We start from the raw sequence: 25,548 nt of genomic DNA, 5'->3' as shown, positions 1-25,548 counted from the left end.
TTCAGGCACCAGCACTTGATTGGTATCAGCCCCCTAGCAACCTATCACAAGATAGAGAATGGAAGCCTAATCCATGTTCTGGCAAAGATACATTGCCCCAGTACGGAAGCTTCTGGGCTATAATTCGGTAATTTTACACGTTGCTGAATTCAGCAGCTGCGGCTGTTAGCCGTTCATTCTCTTTTTCTCCACCCATGACCCAAGACCAGATTAAGGACTTGAAGGGCCGCGCTGAGGCCCTGAGGAGGTATCTTTGACTACGATGCCCGCAAAGAACAAATAGCTGCTGCCGAGGCAAAAACTACGGCTCCTGGCTTCTGGGACGATTCGAAAGCTGCCGAAGCCACCCTGCGTGAAGTCAAAGCCATCAAAACCTGGACCGACGATTACGAAGCCGTGCAGCAAGCCCTGGCTGATACCGAGGTGCTTTTTGATTTTCATAAAGAGGGCGATGTGCCGGAAGCAGAAATGCAAGCCGACTACGACGCTACCCTTAAAAAGGTGGAAGCGCTGGAGTTCAAGCGCATGCTTTCAGATGAGGAAGACCAACTCTCAGCCATCATCGATATTAACCCTGGTGCCGGCGGCACCGAAAGCCAGGACTGGGCCGAGATGCTGATGCGCATGTACATCATGTGGGCCGAAAGCCACGGGTTTGGGGTGAAGCAAGTCAGTTACCAGCCCGGCGAGGGTGCGGGCATCAAGTCGGCATCGCTGGAAATTGATGGTGACTTCGCCTACGGCTACCTCAAAAGCGAGATTGGCGTGCACCGCCTCGTGCGGATGTCCCCATTCGACAGCAGTGGGAGGCGTCACACCTCATTCGCCTCCGTTTTTGCCTATCCGGTCATTGATGATACCATCAACATCGAAATCAATCCGGCCGATATCTCTTGGGATACCTTCCGGGCTGGTGGCGCCGGAGGACAAAACGTGAACAAAGTTGAAACAGCGGTACGACTCACACACGCGCCTTCTGGTATCATTATCGCCGTCCAGATTGAGCGGAGCCAACTCATGAACAAAGAGCACGCCCTACGCATGCTCAAATCCCGCCTCTATCAAATTGAGATGGACAAGCGCCACGCCGAGCGCGACAAGGTGGAAGCCACAAAGAAACGTATCGACTTTGGCTCCCAGATTCGCAACTATGTCCTTCACCCTTACAAGCTCATCAAAGACCTCCGCACCGGCATCGAGCGCACTGATGTGCAAAACGTATTGGATGGGGACTTGGATGAGTATATCAAGGGTTTTTTGATGCAGAGCTAGTATTCGATTTGATTAGAAATGGATTAATAAAAAGGGCTGCCCAATTGGGCAGCCCTTTTTGTTTTTGAGAATGATTTCGATTAATCGAGTACGTCCCAGAAGATTTTAGACGCAGAGGTTACACCAGTCGGGATATTAGCTAGGTTGGTGCTTACTTCCGTCTGCGGGTAGAACAAGCGGTTTGGCAGCGGGTTAGGGGTTAGTGCACGCTTGAATTTTGGCTGAGCTGTGCGGCGATAATCATCCCAAGCTTCTACGCTAGCAAGTGTATTCTCAGCCAGATACTTCTGGTATAGAATTTTATCTGTCTTGCTTACTGTACGAGGCGTAACGCCTGCATTGGCCCCTGCTTCTTCAGGCACGGTGGTGGAAACTGCTGCCCAGTTCACCAAACCGTTGGATGTATTAGCTGCCATATACGTATTGTACTGAGTTACTCCTGCCAGAGCTGTATTGGTAGCAACTGGAGCAGCAGGGGCGGTATTACCATCCCGGTACGTAGTAACAAACGAGGCAAGGATGCCATTCTGATAATCTGTTTGAGCCAACGCATCATCGGGAGTGCCAGTCCACAAACCACGAATTTCTGCTTCAGACTTTGAAAATAAGTGCTCAGACAACAGCATCAGCACAGTGGGGGCCGTAGCGCTCCGTAGGAAAGTGCCACCTTGCAGGAAACGAGAACCTACTGTCACGCAACCACAATCTCCGGGGTTAAACTGAGGAGGAGTACCTTCACCTAAATCGGTGCCTACGTAAGCAGCTGTAGCAGTAGTTCCACTAGCATCTTGCTTTTGCCCCTGACGATACAATTGAGCAATACGCGGGTCATTATTGTCCAGGTATTGACGGATAATGTAGTTCGTTGGCATTACATAGCTGTACTCTGACTGTGCACGAGTAGCACCAGCAGCAAAGCCATAACGGTCGTAAAAAGGGTTCTGCTGGTTGGTATTAGCAGTGTAGCTCGGTTGTACGACCACATCGCGGTCGATGAAGCCGTCCGTAGCATCCGTACGCAAAGCATTCATTTCGGTAGCTACATAAGCGTTTAATGCGGCATCATTGGTAGAAGACTCGCGCAACAGAATACGCAGGCGTAGGCTATTAGCGAAGCGCTTCCAACGAAGCATACCGGTGGTACCGCCACCAAACACAACATCCTCATTGCCAACAACAAGAGCATCATCATTAGCGGCAGCAGTATTGATATCTGCTACGGCGCCTTTCAACTGTACCACTAAATCTTTATAGATATCAGCGGCTTTGTCGTAAGTGGGATTAGTATTATCGAGTCCTTTCAGCGCATTTGTATAAGGGATGTCTCCGTACTCATCTACCAACAACAGATAGTTGTACACTTTCATTATGCGAGCAATGGCCGCATGATTAGGATACGTAGTACCGCCTAAGTTCTGAATCTGCTGGTAATCATTCAGGTTATCGTATGTATTATTCCACAGTGCCTGATAGTAGGTGGTGGAATAAATATATGTGCGCTCTTGCGAGAAGCCACTTACCGTACCCGACTTGCCCCAATATCCAGCGGCAAAACTGGCGTAACTATTGTAGTTACTACCCGCTGATATACCGCCCGTATAAATAGCTGCCGTGGTAACCAAGGCATTTGCCAGCAGAGCATCAGGGGTCACCGAAGTGGCAACGTTTGGATTATCGTTAATATCGAGGAAGTCCTTGCAGCCAGTAGTTGCAGTAGCTAGCGCCGCCGCAAACAGAACCTTAAAAAGTGGTTTCATATAAGTAGTCGGGTTAGAGGGTTACGTTGATAGAAGCCCCGTAGAATTTGGTAGGAGGAGTTTGCAAAACAGTGTTGATGCCGATAGCATTGCTACCAACAGCCGTGCCGCTGAATTCCGGGTCGGTGTAGATGTTTTCTTTCGGCACCCATGTAAAAATATTCCGACCAAAAAGATTCACGGAAGCACCTTTCACAAAGCCAATTTTCGTCGCCAAAGCCGTCGGGATTGCATAGCTTAGCGACACCTCACGGATTTTGAAGAATTTACCCGAAGTCACATAGTTCTCAGCCACACCGGAGTTCCAAGTAGGCGTATTAGCCCAGAACTCCGACCCACCAGGGGTCAGACCCGAAGTGTTGGGAACGTAGGTTACACCACCGTCAGTGGATATAGCCGAATTCGGATAAACGAAATCCTGACGACCAAACTCTGCACTACGCTGGCCACCACCAGTAAAGTCCAGGTTTTCACCAATGGTATTGTACACTACATATCCAGTGCGCAGTTCGCCTTGGCCAGCCAATGTTATGCCTTTATAAGTGATATTGGCATTAAAACCATATCGGTATTTTGGCTGCGTGTTGCCAAAGTTCTTGGTATCTGTAGCAATCAGTGGAGCATAGCGAACAGCTGTCGCATCCCAGGGGTCGCTTACGAGTCCCATTTTCACTCGGCCATCTTCCGTACGCTGGTAATAAGTACCAACCAGCGATGGGAAAGGCTGGCCTTTGATAGCATACAAATCAGCGTTGGTAGTTTGACCCGTAGCACCACTGCCAGCCAATACCAGTTGGGGCAGGTCGTTCGGCAACGAGATTACTTTGTTGTTGTTGTAGTTGAAGTTGCCTCCAATTGTAACACTCAAGCCATTCTCCAAACGAATCGGCGTGATATTCAGGTCCAGTTCAACCCCTTGGTTTTGTACCTCACCAGCATTGAGGAGATAGTTCTGGTAGCCTGAGGCACCTGAAATATTCGTATTAACCGTCTGGTTGGTGCTATTCTGAAGATAGTAAGTAGCAGCAGCTGAAATCCGGCGCTTTAGGAAGCTAAGCTCGATACCTGCTTCAGTTGACACAGTATTCTCTGGCTTCAGGTTGGGCTGCACAAGTTGCCCACCAGTCGTGAAAGAAGCACGTAAAGGGAACGGGAAGCCCAAGGCCAGCGGATAAGTTGAAGCCGTTTGATAAGCCCCGCCAGTAGCATAAACACCATTGGTTGTCAGGCTCGACAAGTTAACTTGGCTCACTTTTGAGATACCACCGCGAATCTTACCGTAATCCAAGAAGGAAACTTCCTTTAAAGAAGGAATTGCGTTGGTGAAGACGAAGGATGCATCAACGGCAGGATAGAAGTAGCTGCGGTTACCGGGGTCAAGGATGGAAATGTTGTCGTTACGACCGGAGCCATGCAGGTAGAAAAAGTCTTTGTAGCCAACAGTCAAGTCTGCATAGAATGCGTATAAACGTGTCTGTGCACGAGCAGCACGGCCATCGAGATTACCAATACGATTCTGAAGGTTGAATACACCTGCCGTTTCGGTTACGGGTACGGCCAAAGCGGTAGATGCTACGTAGTCATAGCGACTATCCAATTGCTGCACGTTGTTGCCCAAAATAGCCTGTACAGAGATATCACCAAAGGTCTTGTCCATGGTCAGGAACAAGTCTGAGTTGATACGGGTCAGGTTGCTGCTCAGGTCCTGCACAAAACCGGTATAGCTGGCAATTTGCTTGGGCGAGCCGGGAGCCAAAGTGAATTTGTTCTGTGTGTTCTCGTTCGACTGGCTAGTCGTAGTAGTACCAAGGCGGTAGTTTGCCTTCAACCAATCTGTTAGCTTGTAAGACAGGTCAATATTGCCCTGAATCGTATTCCGCCGGTCAATTGTGCGGTTAGCATCAATGATGAAATACGGATTAAAGTAATAAGCATTATAATATCCAAAGCTGGGGTCAGAATACTTATCGTTTTGATAATCCTTATACTGAGTAAGAGGAGCCATCACTGACGTGTTGAAGACATTCCAGTACACCGACGTATTACGGTCCAGGTTCGAGGTTACGTTTGCTTTCTGTTGCGAGTAGGAAAGATTAAAACCAATCGTCAATCGATTGATCTCATGTGAAGCATTGATACGAAAAGAGTTACGGTCAAACACGTCCTTTGGCACTATGCCATTGTTGTGCAGGTTCTGGTACGAAGTATAGAACTTCGTTTTCTCATTACCACCTGAGAACGTTACGCCGTTCTGCATCTGGTAGCCTGTGTTAAAGAACTTGCGTTTTTCGTCGGGACGTGCTTCGTAGGCAATTCGCTGCACACTGCCATCAGCCAGAGTCTGGCCAAAAGGCTGGAGCGAACCATCAAAGCGAGGACCATATTGTTGGTTTTCAAATCCTTGATACTGGTGCTCGTAGTTGTCGTCGGGCGTACCATCTTCCTTGAATGGCGTTACACCATCGACCCGAATCAATGTATTAATCCAGTCGGGTGAACCAGGACCAAATTCGGTCTGGAACTTGGGCAGAAACGAAATCGATTCGGCCTGCGACGTGTGTGAGAACGTAACCTGCGAGCTATTGTTAGAGCCCTTCTTCGTCGTAATAATCAAGGCACCGTTGGATGCTTGTGAACCGTAAAGGGCTGCCGCGTTAGCGCCCTTTAGTACGTCGATAGAGGCAATGTCATCGGGGTTCAGCGCACCTAGTACGTCGTTAGTTGAGATAACCCCGTCAATAACGATGAGGGCTTCATTATTACCAGTGAGGGAGCGGCTGCCTCGTAGCGTTACTCGGGGGGACGGGTTAACGCCAGCGTTCAAGGTCTGAATTTGCAGGCCTGACACCTTGCCTGCTAAGCCGTTGGCAACGTTGGCAACGCGGGCTTGAGTTAGTTCCTTGGTGTCGAGCGTTGCGGTAGCATAGCCAACTTGCTGCTGCTGACGCTGGATGCCAAGTGCACCAGTCACCACTACTTCACCAAGCTGCTTGACATCAGAAGTCAGCGCAATATTGTAAGTAGCGGCTGCACCAATAGCTTGGTCTACTGAAGTGTACCCGATTGAGCTAATAGTAAGAGTTGTAGCTGTAGATGGCACACTCAGTGAGAAACTACCATCAGCATTTGTTGAAGCGCCTACGGTAGTACCTTTCACTAGAATGGTTGCACCTGGTAGGCCCTGACCGTTCGTTCGATCTGTGACCCGACCGGAAATCGACCGGTCTTGAGCATAAGCCTGCTGCAACAGGCCGGCCATGAGCAACATGACCATGCATAAGAGTTTTTTCATTTGACTTGGTTTTTGGTGAGTGAAAATGGAAAAAAAGGTGAGTGAAAATGGAAAAAGCGAAAGGGGGATTTCAACGGCAAATCATAAGCGAAAGTGTAAGTCTAAACAAAGCAGACTTAATATCTCCCGATTTTCTTTGCTTAGTACTTGTCAAGCGAAGTAATAGCTATGACTTTTAGCGTCACCATAAAAGCTACCATTATTCAGACCAGCAAGTACTTCATATCACTCCCTCTTTAATAAAGTGTAGAATCATTGCTCTACGCAAGATTTAAGTACCCTTCTTTGCGAAGCTTGCACGAAACATGCGATTCAAAGGTATAGTTATATAAAAAAAGCCCTGATTACTACGAAAACGCATGCAAAATCATTACTTTCCTGGTCTTTTCTTTGGCAATGTATTACATGTTTTTTTTAAACAACTGTTACTAGAATGTTTTTTGTTGCCTCGCTTTAACCTAACAACAGCAACACCATAAGAAAAGTCCAATTTTTCCGATATAGACATACATATACTTTTTTTTTCATTCTTGGGTAGTAATGACAAAATTTAGTGCCCGAGCGAGGCCCGAATCAGCACCGCATCTATTAGGCAAAGCGGGCGATGTGAGTCACACGCATACCTATAACCTCTTGTTTCTGAAGAATATGCTTTGGTTAGTGCGCCACGGCTGCGCTTGACCGGCCTATCGGCGCGCTTTGGTGACCAGCAAGGGACGCGATGCAACTGAGACTTGGCGCAAAAGAGAATCGAGCCGCACTTGGGTGAGGAGATGCAGGAACCGGACCTAGACTGAGCCATATCCGATTTAAGTGTGGTGTGGGGCATAGTCGGGTAGCGAGCAACTGAGAAAAGCTGCGTCATTAACAAAACCCTCAACCTGAACCGCAGCGAGTTGAGCAACAAAGTGCATATGCTGTTCGATACGCTAGATAACCCGTTGCACTTCGTGCTTGGGCCCAGCCAGTAGGCTGACTGCTACTGGGCCACTGACTTGCTGTGCGGTGCACATGACGTGGGCAAAAGATTAACTGACAGTAGCTACGACACTAATTCTGTAATGACCAATGTCAAAGCTCTTGGCGCGCAGGTCGTGATTCCCTCTCATGCAACTTATGTATTAACTACTACAATTTATACCGCGACCGCGACAAAGTCGAGGCTTTTCCAGACGCTCTAATTTCGCCGGCTGGCTACACTATCCGATAAAACGGCCAGCAGTTTCTTCGGAATACTTCATTTTATTCCTGCCTTATGTCGGCTGAGATAATTGTCCGCACTACATCAGAACCTACTTTGGCTATCTTAAACGAAGCACGCTTTGAACTGGGTGAGTAGCCCGAACACCATCACGACAAACACCTATATCTCATTTTATGTCACTATTCCCCATCAAGATTAAACTCTACTATCTTTTCAACCGAACTTATCTGATTATCTATTTGCGCCTTATCATCCAATCCAAATGATAGTTAATCAGACACTTAATCAATATATGTCTTTATTCTAACACCTCAAAATTGCTCTAAAACGTTATATTACAGTGTGTAAATTAGCATGAATACGCATCAGTCAATCAACAATCAATGGCTAGAAAGCTAAAGTAGAAAAATTCAACATTCAATACGATAAATCATAAACAAAAAACAAAAAACAACTTTGAAATCGGAAATTTTGGCCAAATGCTGTACTTTCACCTTTTAAACTGCTACCACCCTGTTTACTCCTCCCCTTTTCTCACACCCACACTTTTTTTAACTCAATGAAGAAAACCTTACTACTAAGCCTGCTTCTGCTACTGACCATAGTAGGGCGGAGCTGGGCCCAAAGCCATCCGGTTTCGGGTCGCGTTATTGACAAAAGCACGAACGAGGGCTTACCAGGGGTAAGCGTTATCGTGAAGGGTACCACAACAGGCACTGCCACTGATGCTGACGGGCGATATGCGCTGAATGTAGCAGGCAACAATGCTACACTGCAGTTCAAGTTTCTAGGGTATGTGACGGCGGAACAGGCCGTAGGGGCTACCGAAGTGGTAAATATTTCCTTAGCCCTTGATAGCAAGCAACTGGACGAAGTAACAGTAACGGCGCTGGGTATATCGCGCGAGAAACGGGCTTTAGGCTTTGCCGTATCAGAAGTAAAAGCTGAGCAAATCGTTCAGAAGTCAGAACCAGACCTACTACGTACGCTTTCAGGCAAGGTACCAGGCGTAAATATTCTCAGTTCGAGTGGTGTACCTGGTGCTTCTTCACGCATCACTATTCGAGGTAACACGTCGTTTTATGGCGATAACCAGCCACTATTTGTAGTAGATGGAGTACCTTATGACAACTCTCAGACGGAATCAGATAGCCCGTTGGCCAATGGCGCGTCATATTCCAGCCGTACATCAGACGTAGACCCCAACAATATTGCCTCTATCAACGTGCTGAAAGGTGCAGCCGCGGCAGCGCTTTACGGGTCGCGGGCTGCTGGTGGGGTTATCGTAATTACGACCAAAACCGGTGGTGGTGGCCAGCGCGGCCCGAAAGGAATTCAGGTAGGATACTCGACTGGCTATGCTATTGAAAAAGTAGCTGCTTTACCCGACTATCAGAACAAGTATGGTGCTGGCGCTCAGTACGTCAATCAGGATTCCAACGGCTCTTGGGGCCCGGAATTCGGTAATGCGAACCAATTTGCCCCTCCTACCATCGCACATCCCCAAGCAGGTAACCCTAACTTCCCCAATATTCCTGCGGATGCCAAGATTCCTTACCAAGCATATCCCAACAATGTCAAGGACTTCTTCGATACAGGACACCTGTTTGAGAATTCCTTGTCGCTCAACGCTACTTCTGATAACTCTACCTTCACTACGATTATCTCAAGAGCTGACCAGCAAGGTATTGTTCCCAACTCCTACTTTGTGCGTAATAACGCTAGCGCTGGTGGGTCAGGACGCTTTAACAAGCTCACAGTAAGCGGCAACGTTGCCTATACGAACACTACTCAGCAGGGCCCCATTCAGGGAGCCAACAACCTATTAGCAGGTAATGCGTCAGCATTTGCGCGCACACTGTTTTTGCCACGTAGCCTCGACCTGCAGGGCCTCCCCTACCAGAATCCAGTTACCAATGGCCCTGTTTTCGCATGGCTCACGAACCAAGCTGATAACCCCCTTTGGTCGGTAGAAAACGCTATTTATAAATCGCGGGTAGACCGCGTAGTAGGTAGTGTAGGCTTATCTTATGCATTCAAGGATTGGCTGACACTAACCTATACTGGCGGCTTCAACACTTACACGGACACTCGCTCCAGCACCATTCGGCCAGGTTCCCTCGCCAACTTTGGTGTGAGCCGGATTATTGAAGACAATCTTCAGAATACCGAATTGGAACAAACTCTGCTGTTGAACTTTAACAAAAACCTAACCGAAGACATTAGTCTGACCGCCAGCATTGGGCAGAACATCAACGCCCGTAAGTTCGACGGAAAATCTTACATCGGTACGGGCATCATTACGTTCGGCATCGACAATATTGAAAACACGACCAACAAAAGCACATACGGATATGCCTATTCGGAGCGTCGCCTAATGGGATTGCTGGGAAATGCGACTGTTGGTTACAAAAACTTTGCCTTCTTGACTCTAACAGGCCGCAATGACTTCTCGTCTACGCTCAACAAGAATGGAGTTGTTGGCGCTACAGGTCGCTCGTTCTTCTACTCGAGTGCTTCGGTAGCGTTGGTACTCAATGAAGCCTTTAAGTTAGACTATCGTTGGTTGGACTTGGCCAAAGTTCGTGCGGCTTACGGCCGTGTGGGCCGCGATGCTCCCCCTTACAGCTCTGGTGCCCCCGGCTATGTAACAAACCCCGGCGAATCCTATCCATTTACAGGAGGTATTGCAAAAGTTCCAGTAGCTGGCATTGGCATCAGTGGCACGATTAATAATCCTGCTTTGACGCCGGAATTCTCATCTGAGTTGGAGTTGGGTACTGAACTGACCATGTTCCGCAACCGCGTTTCATTTAATGGTACGTACTACGACAAGCGCTCAACAAATCAGATTGCTCCATTGCTTCAGCCTTCGGCCACTGGCTACGGCGCACGGGTAACCAACTTTGGTGAAATTTCTAACAAAGGCTTTGAGGTGGCTTTGACAGTAGTCCCGGTTGAAGCTGCGGGCTTCCGCTGGAGCAGCACGTTCAACTTTACCCGCAACCGCAATATTGTTGAGCGGACTAATGACCGTGGTGATACCCTTATTCTTGCCAGTACTTTTGCCGGTAACAGCATTCGGTCGCTCTTTATTCCTGGCCAGCCTTATGGGGTACTGTTCGGCACTGCTCCACTACGAGACGGTAGTGGCGAGTTGTATGTTGACCCCATTAACGGCCGCTTGATTGCTTCGCCCAAGAACAAAGTTATTGGCAACCCCAATCCTGAATTCCTGATGGGCTTCATCAACCAATTCACCTACAAAGGACTTACGCTTAATGTATTAGTTGATTACCGTAAAGGTGGCTCACTTTATTCGACTACGCTCCAAGAAGAATTGGGGCGTGGTGTGACAAAAGACACAGAAGACCGTAATCGCCTCATTATCCTCAATGGCATTTCCTACAACCGTGCTACTGGTGGCGCGTTGCTGGATGGTAATGGCCAGCCGATGCGCAATACCACAGCTATTACAGTTAACGACCTATATTTCTCCCCTGCCGGTGTAGGCGGCGGTGCTGCTACCAACGGCTACAACGAGCAGTCTATCTACGATGCAACAACCGTACGTTTGCGGGAAGTAAGCTTGGGTTACGACCTGCCTAAATCGATTACTAGCAAAACGCCGTTCGGCCTTGTCAACATTTCGGTATCGGCTCGTAATATCTGGTGGTACTCTCCCAACCTGCCCAAGCATAGCAATTTTGACCCTGAAACCAGCACCTATGGCGCTAGTAATCAGCAGGGGTATGAATTTACCAATGCTCCAACAACCAAGCGTTTTGGTGTTAACCTGCGGGTGAATTTTTAACTTTGAATCACGCCTGAATAGGCTTACTAATATCTATGAAATTTCATAAATTTTGCCTAGTCCTGGCTTCAGCCGGGATATTAGCAGTAGCTCCTGGCTGCAAAGATTTCTTCGACGTCAACGTCAATCCGCTAAACCCGACTAAAGTTGGATTGTATTCGCTGCTACCGGTAACCCAGGTAAGCATGGCTGAGGGTCTTGGGGACAACGTAAGTGGCTTGAGCCAGTACACAATGGCCCTGATGCAGCAGTTGTATAATACGCGCAGTATCGGCAACTTTCAACAGACGGGTGATTCCTTCAGCGGGCCTTGGGCCACTCTGTATCGTGTAACACTTGTCAACAATGAGCAAATCATCAAGCAGGGTACTTCAGAAGGGCGTTGGGACTACGTGGGCATTGCTCAGCTTCAAAAAGCTTACGTCTATAGCCAAATGGTAGACCTATGGGGCGATATACCTTACTCAGAAGCTCTACTAGCACCAGACAATACGTCCCCACGCTTCGATAAGGACGAGGACATCTACAACGGTAACGGCTCTATTCAAGGCTTGTTTTCGCTGATTGATGAAGGCCTGAATAACTTGACGAAAGCAAGCACCCCAACAAAACCATTCCTTTCACAAGTTGACCTGATTTACTTTGGCGACTTAGGCAAATGGGACCGTTTTGGCCGGACATTGAAGCTAAAGCTCTACAATCAAATTCGGAAGACGAAAACTAACGCGGAGGTACAAGCCTTGGTCGGTCCTCTGCTATCAGGCAACCTTCTAGGTGAAGGCGACGATTTTCAGTTGAAATACACAAATATCGTGACCCCCGACAACCGTAACCCCGGCTATGTAAATGATTATACAGCGAACCCTGAAAACCGCATTGGCCGCTACTTTTACGAAGGGATGCTCAGGCTGAATGACCCTCGAATGCCATATTATTTTTACAATCAAATAGCACGAGGAAGCACTACCACTAATCAAGACTATGTCAACGGTAATTTCGTAACGGTGCGCCCGGGCACGACCAGCCCATTTGCAAGCTCTGCTTCGACGGCTACCGTACAAACAGTGCAAGGCTTATATCCGGTTGGTGGCAAATACGATACTGGAACAGGAGGAGCTGTAAGCTCCACTTCAGCTAAAGCTGAAGCACCTCAGCGCCTGCTCACTTTTTATAGCCGCAAATACACCGAAGCTGAACTGCGCCTGACCGTATATAATAACGCTGCTGCCGCAAGAACTGCGTTGGCAGATGCATTGGCAGCGTCGTTTACTAAGGTGAATGTCATTGCTACAGCTGATGGCAGCCCTACAATTCCGGCAGCTAACATCACAACCTACATCAACGCAGCTCTCGGCCGTTATGATGCAGCGACTACGGATGATGCAAAGCTTGAGGTTATTATGTACGAGAAATATGTGGCCAGCTACGGATACGGCGTGGACATTTACACGGACTTCCGACGTACAGGTCATCCCTTTATTCGTGTCTCCTCACAAGCTGCTAATGCTAGTCCCAATACAGGCCTGCTCCCAGATGATGGTAACACTCAATCCATAGGCTTTTTCCCATTACGCCTTTACTACCCTACCAATGACCTAACGCTGAATCCCAATTCGCCACGGTCACAGCGTAATCCTACTGACCCGATTTTCTGGGACCGCTAGGTTATAAGGCTTTCTTCAATGTTTTACTTCATTTTCAATGCTATATGAAAAATTACTTTGCCAGCTTGCTGCTGTTGCTTTCAGCAGCTACTACGCTGTCGTCCTGCCGCGAAACCAGTAGACTGCCGGAACCAGCCTATGAAAGCATCCCAATAATCTTCCCCGAAATCAACCCGCAAAAATCTTACTTTGACCTTGTTACCAGCCGTTATTCCATCAACGCGCTGGCTACCGCCAATGCGACGCGGCCAGTATTTGAATTCGTTGTCAACCCTTCACAGGGGTACTCTGAAATCCAAACGGTAGAAGTGTATAAAAGCTTTTTTCGCACTGCTAGCTCCACGCTAGGTCCTCGGGTCAAAGTAATCGACCTGACTAGCTTTCCGGCAACTGTCTCGATTAATAGCCAACAAGCATTAGAAGGCCTATTCCCAACTACCCCAACCACCGATATACCGAATCCTATCGCTGTTCTTGGTGCTAGCCCGACATTGCAAAACCGAATCATTAACGGCAATGCTGTCGTTTTCACGTTTGAGTATGTGATGAAAGACGGTCGTCGAATAACCCTCACACCATTGTCAACTACGGTAGGTTCAATAGGTGCTCCAACGGGTCCTCAGTCGTTAGCTCCAATGGCAGCCTATGCTTACTTCGCAACAAGGCCATAGCGCCGCTCGAAACGGTTTGCCAAATTAGTGCCAGCTTATGCTCACTTCGCAACCCGTTAGACAATTTGTTAACTCATAGGCTACCTTGGGGTTAGGTTGCCTAGTTATGTTGGTCCGCTTCTCTGGTTTTCAAAATGAAGACTGGGGAAGCGGACTTTTTATAGCTATCAGACTACTGTTTTTCCACTCCTCTATTTAAATAGCACCGTTTAATATTCCTTTTGTTTATTTAATATATTTTTAATTACAAACCAAAACGGTTACTGTTGTCATCCATTATTTAAATTTTGACTGTGTGATTAGTAATACTATCTTTATGAAATCGTAATTCATTCACACACTCACATTTCATGAAAAAAACATTACTGATGAGTCTCGTACTCATATTTAGTTTCCTGCATGGGGCGATGGCGCAAACGCGCACTGTCTCGGGACGGGTAACAGACCGGGCAACCGGTGACGGGCTACCCGGCGTAACAGTCCTTGTGAAGGGCACCACTAATGGGGTGTCAACCAATTCAGATGGCACTTTCAGCCTGAGTGTACCAGAATCAGGTGGCACGCTAACATTTAGCTCTGTTGGCATGACGACCCAAGAGAGCGAGATAGGCACCAACACACAATTCAATATAGCCTTGGCAACAGATGCCAAGCAACTGACGGAAGTCGTTGTGACTGGCTATGGCGGGTCGCAGGAAGTGAAGGACCTCACTGGTTCGATTTCGCAGGTAAAAGCTGACAAATTCCAACAGCAGCCTGTTCAGAGCTTTGACCAGGCCTTGCAGGGCCGTGCCGCTGGGGTACAGATTAACTCCGGGGGTGGCACACTGGCCGACCAGACGGCCATCCGCATCCGTGGCGTTAACTCCATCTCCAACAGTTCGCAACCACTGATAGTAGTGGACGGTGTGCCGATTAGTCAACGCGAAAACAACAACGTCTTCAATTCGGGCAATGGTACTCGTTACAACCCCTTGGCGGACATCAATCCTAACGACATCGAGTCGGTGGATGTGCTGAAAGATGCTTCGGCTTCAGCAATCTATGGCTCGCGCGCAGCCAATGGTGTACTCGTTATTACGACAAAACGGGGCAAGGCCGGACAAAACCATGTCAACGTTAACTCCTATTTGGGTTTTCAAGACGCTGTACGTCTTCCACGGCTGTTGAATGGAGATGACTTCATTGCCATCAACAACGAGAAAGCATTCAACGCTCGTTTGGGTAGTTCAGCCAATAACATTGGCAACGTGAGTATTCCAGCCGTCGGCATTGCTGACAACATCGACGTTAACAACGATGGCCAGCCTGACCGCACTGATTGGCTAAAGGAAATATTCCGCCGTGGTACGATGCAGAATTACCAAGTTTCCATGTCGGGTGGTACTGAAAAAGCTACTTACTATGCCTCGGGTGACTGGGCAGACCAGAAAGGTATCATTAACAATAACCGGTTACGCCGCGGTTCGTTCCGCTTAAACACCGATGTGGCTCCGAAAACGTGGCTTAAAGCCGGCTTGAGCGCCAGCTACTCCAAAGCACTTAACAACGGCGTACTAACGGACGGCTATCTAGCCGGGGCTACAGTTGCGGGCTATAATTCGCCGCCAAACGTACCGGTTTATAATCCCGATGGCACCTATTACTTAAATCCCGCGGGCAACCTAGGAAATGGTGGCAACAATATTACCTATGTAGCAAACAACTACAGCAATGCGGTTGGAGTGCTTAAGTTACAGCGTAACGATAATACCTCGCAACGCATTATCACTAACGGCTATTTGTCTATTCTTCCGCTTAAGGGTTTGTCGCTGACAACCCGCTACGGGATTGACTACACCCAAAACCTGGAAGACCAGTACAGCGACCCGATTCTTTCCGGCTTGGGCCGCGCCACGACTGCGGGCCAGGGCTTGTTGCAGCTCAACGACCTGCGTCGTAATCAGTACAACTGGCAGAATTACGCTAACTACGACCGCACCTTTGGCACCAACCACAACGTTGGCTTATTGGCGGGCATAGAATATCAGGAATTTGTGGAGAACCAGGTGTACACCTTTGCAGGTGATTTTGCCGACCCTAAGTTTAAGGGTAGTTTTGACGGCCTGTCCACTTACCAGAGCACGAACGGCGGCACCCGCTTCTCGCAAGGATTCCGCTCGTACTACGGCAGTGCTAACTATAACTTTGCCAATCGGTACTATGCTACTTTCTCGGCTCGTTACGATGGGTCGTCGGTGTTTGGTGTAGACAACCGTTACGGTTTCTTTCCCGGCGGCTCAGTCGGCTGGCGCATCTCGGAAGAAAGCTTCTTGAAAGACCTAAACTCGGCAAACCGTCTTACCGACCTGAAATTGCGCGCCTCGTATGGCTTGGTAGGTAATTCGAACGGCATTGGTTCCTATGCTTCCCGTACCCTCATTGGGGGCGGACAGTACGCCGACCTGAATGGCTTTACCAACACCCAGATAGGTAACCCCAATTTGGGCTGGGAATCTAGTCGTAAGCTCGATATTGGCTTGGACGCTGGCTTCTTCGAAAACCGCATCAGCCTGGTTGTTGATTATTTTAACAACCGCATCAGCAACTTGGTGCTTACCGCCCCGGTACTCCGGACCGTGGGTGTGCCCAATACCAATTCGGGAATTTCAAGCAACGTAGGGTCGATGACCAACAACGGTGTGGAAGTGACGGTAAATACCGTGAACGTCCGCACTCCTGGCGGTTTTCAATGGTCAACAAGCGCAAATGCTTCGTGGATTAAGAATGAGATTACGGCTTTGGCCTCTCCGACCGATATCATCTCGGGGGTGCAGCGGGCCAGCATTGGCCGTACGCTAAGCGTGTACAACCTAGCCGAATGGGCCGGAGTGAATCCGGCCAACGGCAACGCTATGTTCTACGCCGCCGATGGCAGCATTAAGCAATACGACGCTGCCTATACGACGCTCTCTAATACAACGCAGGGCCGTTGGCTCACAATGGGTGGAGATGTAACAACCCCCATTGGTGCCGATGATTTCAAGTACCAGAAAAAAGGCGGTATCCCTACCTGGTTTGGTGGTTTTGACAACACAGTTAGTTACAAAGGCATCGAGTTGGGGGTTTTCATGCAATACAGCGGTGGCAACCTGATTTTGAACCAGACCCGTCAGGGGTTGATGACCAATTCGCTCAACAACAACATTGAAGAAATCAAAGACCGCTGGACTACGCCTGGTCAGGAGACCAATGTGCCGAAGCTGGTATTGCGTGATGCTGTTTCTACCCAAAACTCAACTCGCTGGTTGGAAAGTGGCAATTACCTGCGCCTACGCCAATTGAGCCTGAGCTACTCGCTGCCCAAAGAATTCTTGAACCGCTTTGGGATGAGCAGCTTCCGGGTATACGCTCTGGCACAAAATCTCTATACGTTTACTAAGTACACGGGTACCGACCCCGAAGTGAACACCTCGCGCACTTTCTCAGGTGGCGGTGCCAATACCAGCAACATTGCTTTTGGTATCGACAACCGCTCAGTGCCTCAGCCGCGCAGCTACACTTTCGGCGTTAACATTGGTATCTAATTTCCAAATTGATTTTCATATGAATCGTACTCATAAAATGTTATGGCTGGCGGCATTAGGCCTTGTGCTGACTGGTGCTCCCGCCTGCAATCCACTCAACCAGGAATTGCCAACGGCGTTCGACCCGGACGAGGGATATGCGACAGCCGACCGGATTGCCAAGAACGCCATTGGAATGTACGATGGACTGCAAAATGCAGAGTTTCTGGGCGGTCGAGCTCTAATTTATAGCGACTTGCGCAGCGACGACGAAGACGTTGCTTCGTACTTCAACGACATCTCCACCTTTACTGCACAAGCCAATAGCGTGCTGGCAACCAATGCCTGGACGGGTGGCTATCGCACCATTTACCAGACCAATTACTTTTTGCAGCGCCTCGCCGCCAATACTGGCAAAACGACTCCTGCATTAGAAGCACAGTTCGCCGGTGAAGCGAAATTTATTCGTGCACTAACTTATTTCCATCTGGTTAACTTGTTTGCGCAGCCCTATAACTTCACGGCAGATGCTTCGCACCCGGGTGTAGTACTGCAGCTTACTGCTCCCAACGACGCAAATGAAGCTTTTTCAGCTACGCAACAATTACCACGTTCCACAGTGGCTCAAGTGTATGCTCAGATTGAGAAGGACTTAGCTGAAGCCCTGCCAGTTCTGCCGGAAAGCACCGCGCCGGACGCGACCAATCTTTCGCCTAACGCTACCGATGTAACTCGTGCTACTAAGGATGCTGTTCGAGGCTTGCAATCACGGGTAGCTCTATATAAGGGCGATTTTGCGGCGGCTGCCGCAGCAGCAGGCGCGGTGGCCAATACCCGCCACCGCCTGAACAGCAGCCCGGCAACTGTATTCAGCGCCAGCAGCTACCTCACGTCGGAATCTGTATTCTCGGTGGCCATGAACTCCTCCGACAATCCGAACACGAATAACGCGCTGGGTCAGCACTACGGCTCCAATCGGCGTGCTGATATTACGGTAACTCCTTATGCGCTGATTCCAACCAGCTTGTTCCCGGCAACTGATTTACGTCGGACCGCTCTTCTCAATCCGTCGGCCGTTCCTACCGACCCGGCTACTCGCATCTTTACACGCAAGTATAGCAATGCCTCAGCCGATTATGTGCCCATTATACGATATCCAGAAATATTGCTAACTCAGGCTGAAGGCTTGGCCCAGACCAGCACTGGCGTAAATGCCACCGCTGTCACCCTTTTGAACCAAGTGCGTGACCGGTCGAAGCCTGCCGCTTCGCCTTCATACACGGTGAGCAGTTTCACTGATAAGCAAGCGTTGATTGAAGCCATTCTGTTAGAGCGGCGTTTGGAACTGGCGTTCGAAGGCCATCGGTATTATGACCTACTGCGTTACAAGCGCAATCCGGGTCGCATCAATTATGGCAGCGACCGGGTCGTATTACCCATTCCGTTAGTTGACATTCAGCAAAACCCCAACTTACGGCAAAACCCTGGCTACTAAGCCGCTTAGGTTACAGCCTTGTGCTAACACCTATTTACCGGCCCGAATGCCATAATCCAAACCTTCGAATCCATGAACCATTTTAATTTTTCCCGGCCGCTCATTCGAGTGGCAACGGTTCTAACGTTGGCAGCCACTGTTCTGAGTAGCTGCAAAAAAGACGTTGAGAACACGGCTCCCGTAGTGGCGCCATCGCCATCGGTTGCCGATGTCATCAAAACTAATAGTGAACTTACGGTCTTCGTGGCAGCTGTTCAAAAAACCGGACTCGGCTATATGCTGAGCAGCAACGCCGCCTTCACCGTGTTTGCGCCAAACAATGCTGCCTTTGCTGCTTTGACGGGGACGCCTTTTGTTTCAGCCGCCTCTATTGCGGCATTGCCTACAGCCACGACCGCCGATATTGCACAAATCACGAACCTCCGCAATATCCTGCTATATCACATCACTCCAGGAAACCGCAAAATCGCCGATTTGAGCAATGGTCCGGTTGCATCGCAACGTGCTCCTGCTGCTCCTCGTACGGCCGAAAGCCCATTTTATGTTACCCGCAATGGCAACAGCACTGTGCTTAACGGTGGCGCAGCCCGTGTAGTGACACCCGACGCGCTAAGCGCCCAAAATGGCACAGTACATATCATCGATGCCGTAATTCAGCAGCCTACTCAGACGGTTTCGCAATACGTGACGGCACTAGCTACGGCCACAACTAACCCGCAATTTACGTTGTTACGCCAAGCGCTGGCACGTGATACGGTAGCAGCCGCGCTTGGTACTTCGACCAGTGTAGGGTCCTTGGCTAATGGCAATTCTAATATCACGGTATTTGCCCCCACAGATGCTGCTTTTACTGCGTTGTTGGCAAGCATTGGCCGCACCAGCCTTGCACAGGTTCCAGCCCGTATACTATTGGCTATTCTGCAAAAGCACATCGTCAACGACTCTCGGTTGTTGGCTAACAGCCTAACACCCGGTCAAACCCTGACCAGTCTCAACGGACCGATTACTATTGGAACGGGTACGTCTCCTTCAGGCCTGACGGTTCGGAGCAGCGGAAACGGTGCTAATGCCGCCAATATTTTAACGACCAACGTGCTAACAACAAATGGTGTTGTTTACGTTATCGACCGAGTTCTACTACCTTAGTTGGTGATTACAAAAGTTTTGATTAAACAAAAAGAACCCCAGTATCTACTGGGGTTCTTTTTGTTTAATCAAAACTGCATTTCCAAATCTTACAAAATATACTGGCTCAAATCCCGGTTCTTCACCATGTCGCTGAGGCGCTCGTTGACCAATTCGGCGGTGATGAGGATGCGGGCGTTGGGCCCAATCTTATCCGGCACATCGTATAGGATGTCATTAAGCAGGCGGCTCATGACGGTGTGCAGGCGGCGGGCACCGATGTTTTCCACTTCAGCATTGACTTCAGAGGCAATTTCAGCTACGCGCTCCAAGGCGGCGTCATCGAAGATTAGTTCTACTTCTTCCGCTTTTAGGAGAGCCTCGTATTGTTTGGTGAGGGCATTTTTGGGGTCTTTGAGGATGCGAAAAAAGTCAGCTTTGGTGAGGCTTTGCAATTCGACGCGGATGGGGAAACGGCCTTGCAGTTCGGGGATAAGGTCGGAAGGCTTAGAGACGTGGAAAGCGCCAGCCGCGATGAACAGGATATGGTCGGTATTGACGATGCCGAACTTAGTGTTTACGGCCGAGCCCTCCACAATGGGCAACAGGTCGCGCTGCACACCCTGGCGGCTCACATCGGGGCCTCCGCCACCGCTTTTGCCGCTGCTGGCTACTTTATCGATTTCATCGATGAAGATGATACCAGCGTTTTCGCATTGGCGAATAGCCTCATCCTTCACCTCATCCATGTCGATGAGTTTGGCGGCCTCTTCATCGAGCAGGAGCTTACGGGCTTCGGCCACGGTTACTTTACGCTTGCGGGTCTTCTTAGGCATCATGTTCCCCAGCATGTCCTGAATGCCGGACAGCGCGCCTTCGTCCATGCCGGGCGGGGTGCCCATGATGCCAATGCTGGGACCGGGCTGGGCCACCTGAATTTCGATTTTACGGTCTTCCAGCTCACCGTTTTTGATTTTCTGACGAAACCGCTCGCGGGTGCGTTCGTTTAATTCGGCATCCGACTGCGGAGCATCGCCCCCTCCCCCACTGCCGAAACCTAAGTCAGTTTTGAGGCTGGCAGGCTTGCTAATAGCGGGAATAAGGGCATCAAGGATGATTTCTTCAACGGCATCAGCAGCCTGGGCTTTCACGGCTTCCTGGCGGCGGGCTTTCACACGGTTCACACTTTGCTCGGCCAAGTCGCGCACCATGCTTTCTACGTCGCGGCCCACGTAGCCTACTTCGGTGAACTTGCTGGCTTCCACTTTTACAAACGGCGCATCGGCGAGGTGGGCCAGACGGCGGGCAATTTCAGTTTTGCCTACGCCGGTAGCGCCAATCATGAGGATGTTATTGGGAACAATTTCGGCCTGCATCTCGGCCGGAGCGTGCAGACGGCGCCAGCGGTTGCGCAAAGCAATGGCGACATGGCGCTTGGCTTCGTGCTGGCCGATGATGTACTTATCGAGTTCGGCCACAATTTGAGCCGGGGTCAGGAAATCTTGGTTGAGCATGCGTTAGAGTGAGATTTCGCGCAGGGTTTCGCAGTGGTAAAACGCAGTGTTCCGCAGTGTTGTTCAAATGAGAACCACTGCGGAACACTGCGTTTTACTACTGCGAAACCCTGCGCAGAACATTTATTTAGCTTCTTTTTTCTTAAACAACGAAGCCATATTGCGCGAAATAGTGAAGTACTCGCTGGAACCAGCTGCCTGCAAAGTAGCGTGGGTGTAGTCAATTTGGAACGTGCTGATTTTGAGCATTGCGCCGAAGCTAAGGCCAGCGCTGCCACTGGTGTTATCGAGGCGCAGCTCACGGCGCTGCAGGTGATTGTAGCCCACCCGCAGTTGCAGGCCCTGGCCCAGCACCAGGGCTGCACCCACGGTAAAATGGCGGGCTAGGTTATCGCCAAAGCTTTTGGCAGCTTTTTTCTCGGTACCACTGGCGTCTAAGGTGCCGCGGGCATTAGGGTCGAGGTACTGGATATCCCACTGCTGAAGGTGGTGGGCCGTGAGCGAGAACCGTACGGGCATGTGCTCCGGCTTCACGGTGGCCCCCATTTGCACGTCGAGCGGCAGCGGTCCCCGGTCGGTACCCGGATAGGTGATGAACTGGTAACCGACATTCTTTACGGCCAGGCCGGCGGTAAAGTCGGATGTGGAGTGCTTGTAGACGATGCCTGCATCGCCGACGCCAGCCAAGGAGCGGCTGCCCGCAATGCTGCTGACAGCCAGCTTGGTGGTGGCGGCAAAAGTGAATTTGCCCTTTGTGAAGGCATCAGATGCGCCCACCGTGTACTCATTCACGCCGAATGAACCGAGGCTGTTGCCAGCTGCGTCGTAGCTTTCGAAATCGCCGTAGTTGAGGTAAGTAACACCGATGCCGAAGCGCCCGGCCTTCTTCGTATTAAAAACATAGGCTGCGGTGCTCTGCTTGATATCAGCCACGTAGGCTACATAGCTCAAGGCTAAACGGCCATCCATGTCGGGGTTAATCAGAGCCGGATTACCGAACAGCATGGTGGGGTCGTCGGTGCGGGTCGAGACGTTCATGCCACCCAAAGCGGCCAGGTGAGCGCTCGGCGGCAGGTCCAGAAACGGAAACACCGTGCGGCCGCCCAACTGCTGCGCCGCCACGGGCCGCAGCCCCATCAACCCCAATAATAGGCAAAACCCGGCGACCCGGCCAGCGGAAAACTGCTTCATATAGCTAAGATAAGGGGGAACCTGCGCCCCGCTGGCAGCCTAACGCACAGGAGGCAGGAATAAGTACTTAGCCAATACATTTTACTCTTGGTGAAAGCGCAACAGGTCCCTCGAGAAACCTAAAATCCCTTTCTATAGGACTTATTGCGCCTGCTGAACATCTAAAAGGCCCTTTCGGCTCTCTAATACTTCCTTCCTAAAGAGACATAAGAGGGCCGAAAGGGCCTTTTAAGCAGAATTCTGGCTGCATCAGTCTTCTGATACGGCTTGCAGAGAATGCTACTGCACCTCCACACTGGGACCGGCGGCGGGCACAGGCTCGTCGCGTACAGGCAGCTTTTGCGGATGCGGGACCAACTCATCGAGCAGCGCCACGCGTAGCACATCGTCTACACGGTCGGCGTAGTGGATGGTGAGGCCTTTGAGGTAATCCTCCGGGATTTCCTCAATGTCTTTGCGGTTTTTGGGGCAGAGGATGATGTCCTTCATGCCAGCACGACGGGCAGCCAGCAGCTTTTCCTTGATGCCGCCCACCGGCAGTACCTTGCCGCGCAGGGTAATTTCTCCGGTCATGGCCAGCTTGGCCCGGATACGACGCTGCGTGAAGGCCGAGGCCATGCTGGTAAAAATGGCGATGCCTGCGCTGGGTCCATCCTTCGGCACGGCTCCTTCGGGAAAGTGAATGTGTAGGTCATACTGCTCAAACAGACGGTAGTCGATACCGATTTCATCGGCCCGCGAGCGCAGGTAGGACAGCGCCGTAATAGCCGACTCCTTCATCACATCTCCCAGTTGGCCCGAGAGGGTGAGTTTGCCACGCCCCCGGCTCAGCAGGCTTTCTACAAACAGGATATCACCGCCTACCGACGTCCAGGCCAGGCCCGTTACCACGCCGGCGGTGTCGTTGTCTTGGTATTGGTCGCGGTCGAAAATGGCCGCGCCCAAGATTTTGCGGATTTCGGCGGGCTCCATCACGGGCGGCAACACTTCCTTGCCAGCTTTGCGGCGGGCCAAGTTGCGCGTCACGGCGGCTAGTTTGCGTTCCAGGCCGCGCACGCCGCTTTCGCGGGTGTAGTCGTCGGCCACGCGGTGCAGGGCCGCATCGGTAATTTTCACCTCCGCCTCGCCCAAGCCGTGCTCCTTGAGTTGCTTGGGCCATAGATGCTTGCGGGCAATCTGAACCTTTTCCTCCTGGGTATAGCCGGTGAGGTCGATGATTTCCATGCGGTCGCGCAACGCAGGCTGGATGGTATCGAGCGAGTTGGCAGTGGCAATGAACAGGACCTTGCTCAGGTCGTATTCTACCTCCAAGTAGTTATCGGTGAAGGTGGCATTTTGCTCGGGGTCGAGAACTTCGAGCAGGGCCGAACTTGGGTCGCCGCGGAAGTCGCTGCTCACCTTGTCAATCTCATCGAGGATGATGACAGGGTTCGACACGCCCACCTTTTTAATCTGCGAAATGATGCGGCCGGGCATGGCTCCCACATATGTCTTACGATGCCCGCGAATTTCGGCTTCATCGCGCACGCCGCCCAGACTCATGCGGATATACTTGCGGCCCAAGGCCGTGGCAATGCTGCGGCCCAGCGACGTTTTGCCCACGCCGGGAGGACCATACAGGCACAGAATGGGCGCTTTCAAATCCTGCTTCAGCTTGAGGACGGCCAGGTATTCAAGGATGCGCTCTTTCACTTTCTCGATGCCGAAGTGGTCGGCGTCGAGAATTTTCTTGGTTTGCTTGAGGTTGAATTTGTCTTTCGTGAACTCGCCCCAAGGTAGGTCGAGCAGGAACTCGACGTAGTTCAGGCTTACCGAATAATCCGGGGCCATGGGATTTGTGCGCGTCAGCTTTTCCATTTCTTTTTTGAAATGGGCAGCCACCGCTTCGGGCCATTTTTTGGTTTCGGCGCGGGCCTTCAGGCGGTGTACGTCTTCTTCGGCTCCGTCCTGACCTAACTCATCCTGCAAGGTTTTGAGCTGCTGGCGCAGGAAGTATTCGCGCTGCTGGGCATCGATGCCAGTGTGGGTTTTAGAGCGAATGTCCTGCTTGATTTCGAGCAGCTCGGCTTGGCTGAGGAGGGCTTCAAGCAGCTGGCGGGCCTGGGCTTCGGGGTCGGCCAGTTCCAGTAACTTCTGCTTGGCGGGCAGGTCGAGCTGCACGTTGCTGGACAGGAAATGAGTGAGAAAAGCCGGCGACTGAATGCCGTCGAGCATGGCCCGGGCTTCCATGGGGATTTCGGGCGTGAGCTCCAGCACCTTGGTAGCGGCTTCGCGCAAGGCTTGTAACAGGGCAAACTCGCTGGGAATGTCGGGGTTCAACGCTACCTCCGAGAAGTAGCTAACCCGCGCTACCAGTGGCGTAAAGCTGATTTGCTCTTCTACTGCAAAGCGTACCTGCCCTTGCAGAATGATGGTAATCTGACCGTCGGGCTGTTCCAGCAGCTTGAGGATGCGGGCCAGTGTGCCCACCGCGTGCAGCTCGTCAGCAGCGGGTTCGTCGGCATCAGGGTTGAGCTGGGCCACTACGCCGAGGAGCTTGTCGGCGGCATAGGCCTTGCGCACCAATTTCACGCTTTTCTTGCGGGTCACGGTTACGGGCAGCACTACCCCCGGAAACAACACGGTGTTGCGAACGGGCAGAATGGGCAGTGTGGGCGGGGCATCGTCGCCGCGCAGGAGGTGGTCGGGGTCGGCGGCCATAATGGCGATGGCTTCAGGTTGAGAGTTAGAGTCGCTCAGCATGCGAACGGGAGCCGCGAAAGCAGAGGAAAAAGGTACCAAATGCATGAAGAAGATAAAGCAAAGCAAGGTCCGCAGGTGCCAGATTGGCAGCTTGCGGCGTTTGGAGTGGGAGGGTACAAGGTACGGCTTCCTGGTGCGTTTGGGCTTCAAGGGCCGTGCCAGGGGCAACAAAACCGCCAAAGCGGCGCACGGTGTCGCCCGTAGTGATGCTCGCAGCTACGTAAATCGTTAATTTGGTGGCAACTTGCGCAACTTATTATTT

The 25,548-nt window shown here is 50.8% G+C and carries 12 protein-coding genes; 7 read left to right on the top strand and 5 right to left on the bottom strand.

The genetic code is table 11. The annotated features are described in order from the left end of the window. The first annotated feature begins 194 nt into the window (after positions 1-194). A protein-coding gene (gene prfB / locus J4E00_RS20995) for a peptide chain release factor 2 (RefSeq protein WP_208177235.1) occupies positions 195-1,272 on the top strand; the annotation gives its coding sequence in 2 pieces (ribosomal slippage) (positions 195-254 and positions 256-1,272; 1,077 coding nt in all). Positions 1,273-1,352: 80 nt separating this feature from the next. Here the strand turns inward: prfB and J4E00_RS20990 are convergent. Next, entirely contained in the window at positions 1,353-3,029 is a 1,677-nt protein-coding gene (locus J4E00_RS20990; RefSeq protein WP_208177234.1) for a SusD/RagB family nutrient-binding outer membrane lipoprotein, read from the bottom strand. 13 nt (positions 3,030-3,042) lie between these two features. Further along, positions 3,043-6,321 (bottom strand): SusC/RagA family TonB-linked outer membrane protein, encoded by a 3,279-nt coding sequence (locus J4E00_RS20985; protein WP_208177233.1) that lies wholly within the window; start codon positions 6,319-6,321, stop codon positions 3,043-3,045. A gap of 1,763 nt (positions 6,322-8,084) precedes the next feature. Here J4E00_RS20985 and J4E00_RS20980 point away from each other — a divergent pair. The 6 genes from J4E00_RS20980 to J4E00_RS20955 all read left to right on the top strand — a co-directional run bounded on the left by J4E00_RS20980 (position 8,085) and on the right by J4E00_RS20955 (position 19,860). Next, a complete protein-coding gene (locus tag J4E00_RS20980; RefSeq protein ID WP_208177232.1) occupies positions 8,085-11,339 on the top strand; it encodes a SusC/RagA family TonB-linked outer membrane protein in 3,255 nt (1,084 codons plus the stop codon). Between the two features lie 35 nt (positions 11,340-11,374). Then, complete coding sequence (locus J4E00_RS20975) at positions 11,375-13,003, top strand: SusD/RagB family nutrient-binding outer membrane lipoprotein (RefSeq protein ID WP_208177231.1); 1,629 nt, start codon at positions 11,375-11,377, stop codon at positions 13,001-13,003. 44 nt (positions 13,004-13,047) lie between these two features. Next, a complete protein-coding gene (locus J4E00_RS20970) occupies positions 13,048-13,674 on the top strand; it encodes a hypothetical protein (protein ID WP_208177230.1) in 627 nt (208 codons plus the stop codon). Positions 13,675-14,024: 350 nt separating this feature from the next. After that, positions 14,025-17,240, top strand: a complete 3,216-nt coding sequence (locus J4E00_RS20965; protein WP_208177229.1) for a SusC/RagA family TonB-linked outer membrane protein — start codon at positions 14,025-14,027, stop codon at positions 17,238-17,240. 19 nt (positions 17,241-17,259) lie between these two features. Continuing rightward, complete coding sequence (locus J4E00_RS20960; RefSeq protein WP_208177228.1) at positions 17,260-18,714, top strand: RagB/SusD family nutrient uptake outer membrane protein; 1,455 nt, start codon at positions 17,260-17,262, stop codon at positions 18,712-18,714. Between the two features lie 72 nt (positions 18,715-18,786). Continuing rightward, positions 18,787-19,860 carry a fasciclin domain-containing protein gene (locus J4E00_RS20955; RefSeq protein ID WP_208177227.1) on the top strand — a complete coding sequence of 358 codons (1,074 nt, stop codon included), beginning with the start codon at positions 18,787-18,789 and terminating at the stop codon, positions 19,858-19,860. An 89-nt stretch (positions 19,861-19,949) separates the two neighbouring features. Here the strand turns inward: J4E00_RS20955 and hslU are convergent, their stop codons facing one another. The 3 genes from hslU to lon all read right to left on the bottom strand — a co-directional run bounded on the left by hslU (position 19,950) and on the right by lon (position 25,286). Beyond that, on the bottom strand, positions 19,950-21,353 hold the full coding sequence (gene hslU, locus J4E00_RS20950; protein WP_208177226.1) for an ATP-dependent protease ATPase subunit HslU: 1,404 nt from the start codon (positions 21,351-21,353) through the stop codon (positions 19,950-19,952). A 123-nt stretch (positions 21,354-21,476) separates the two neighbouring features. Beyond that, positions 21,477-22,544, bottom strand: a complete 1,068-nt coding sequence (gene porQ, locus J4E00_RS20945; protein WP_236049983.1) for a type IX secretion system protein PorQ — start codon at positions 22,542-22,544, stop codon at positions 21,477-21,479. 279 nt (positions 22,545-22,823) lie between these two features. Further along, entirely contained in the window at positions 22,824-25,286 is a 2,463-nt protein-coding gene (gene lon / locus J4E00_RS20940) for an endopeptidase La (RefSeq protein ID WP_208177225.1), read from the bottom strand. Positions 25,287-25,548: the final 262 nt, after the last annotated feature.

The organism is Hymenobacter negativus (genome assembly GCF_017571495.1).
GTDB classification, from domain to species: Bacteria; Bacteroidota; Bacteroidia; order Cytophagales; family Hymenobacteraceae; genus Hymenobacter; species Hymenobacter negativus.
This window is presented reverse-complemented; position numbering and strand designations above follow the sequence as displayed.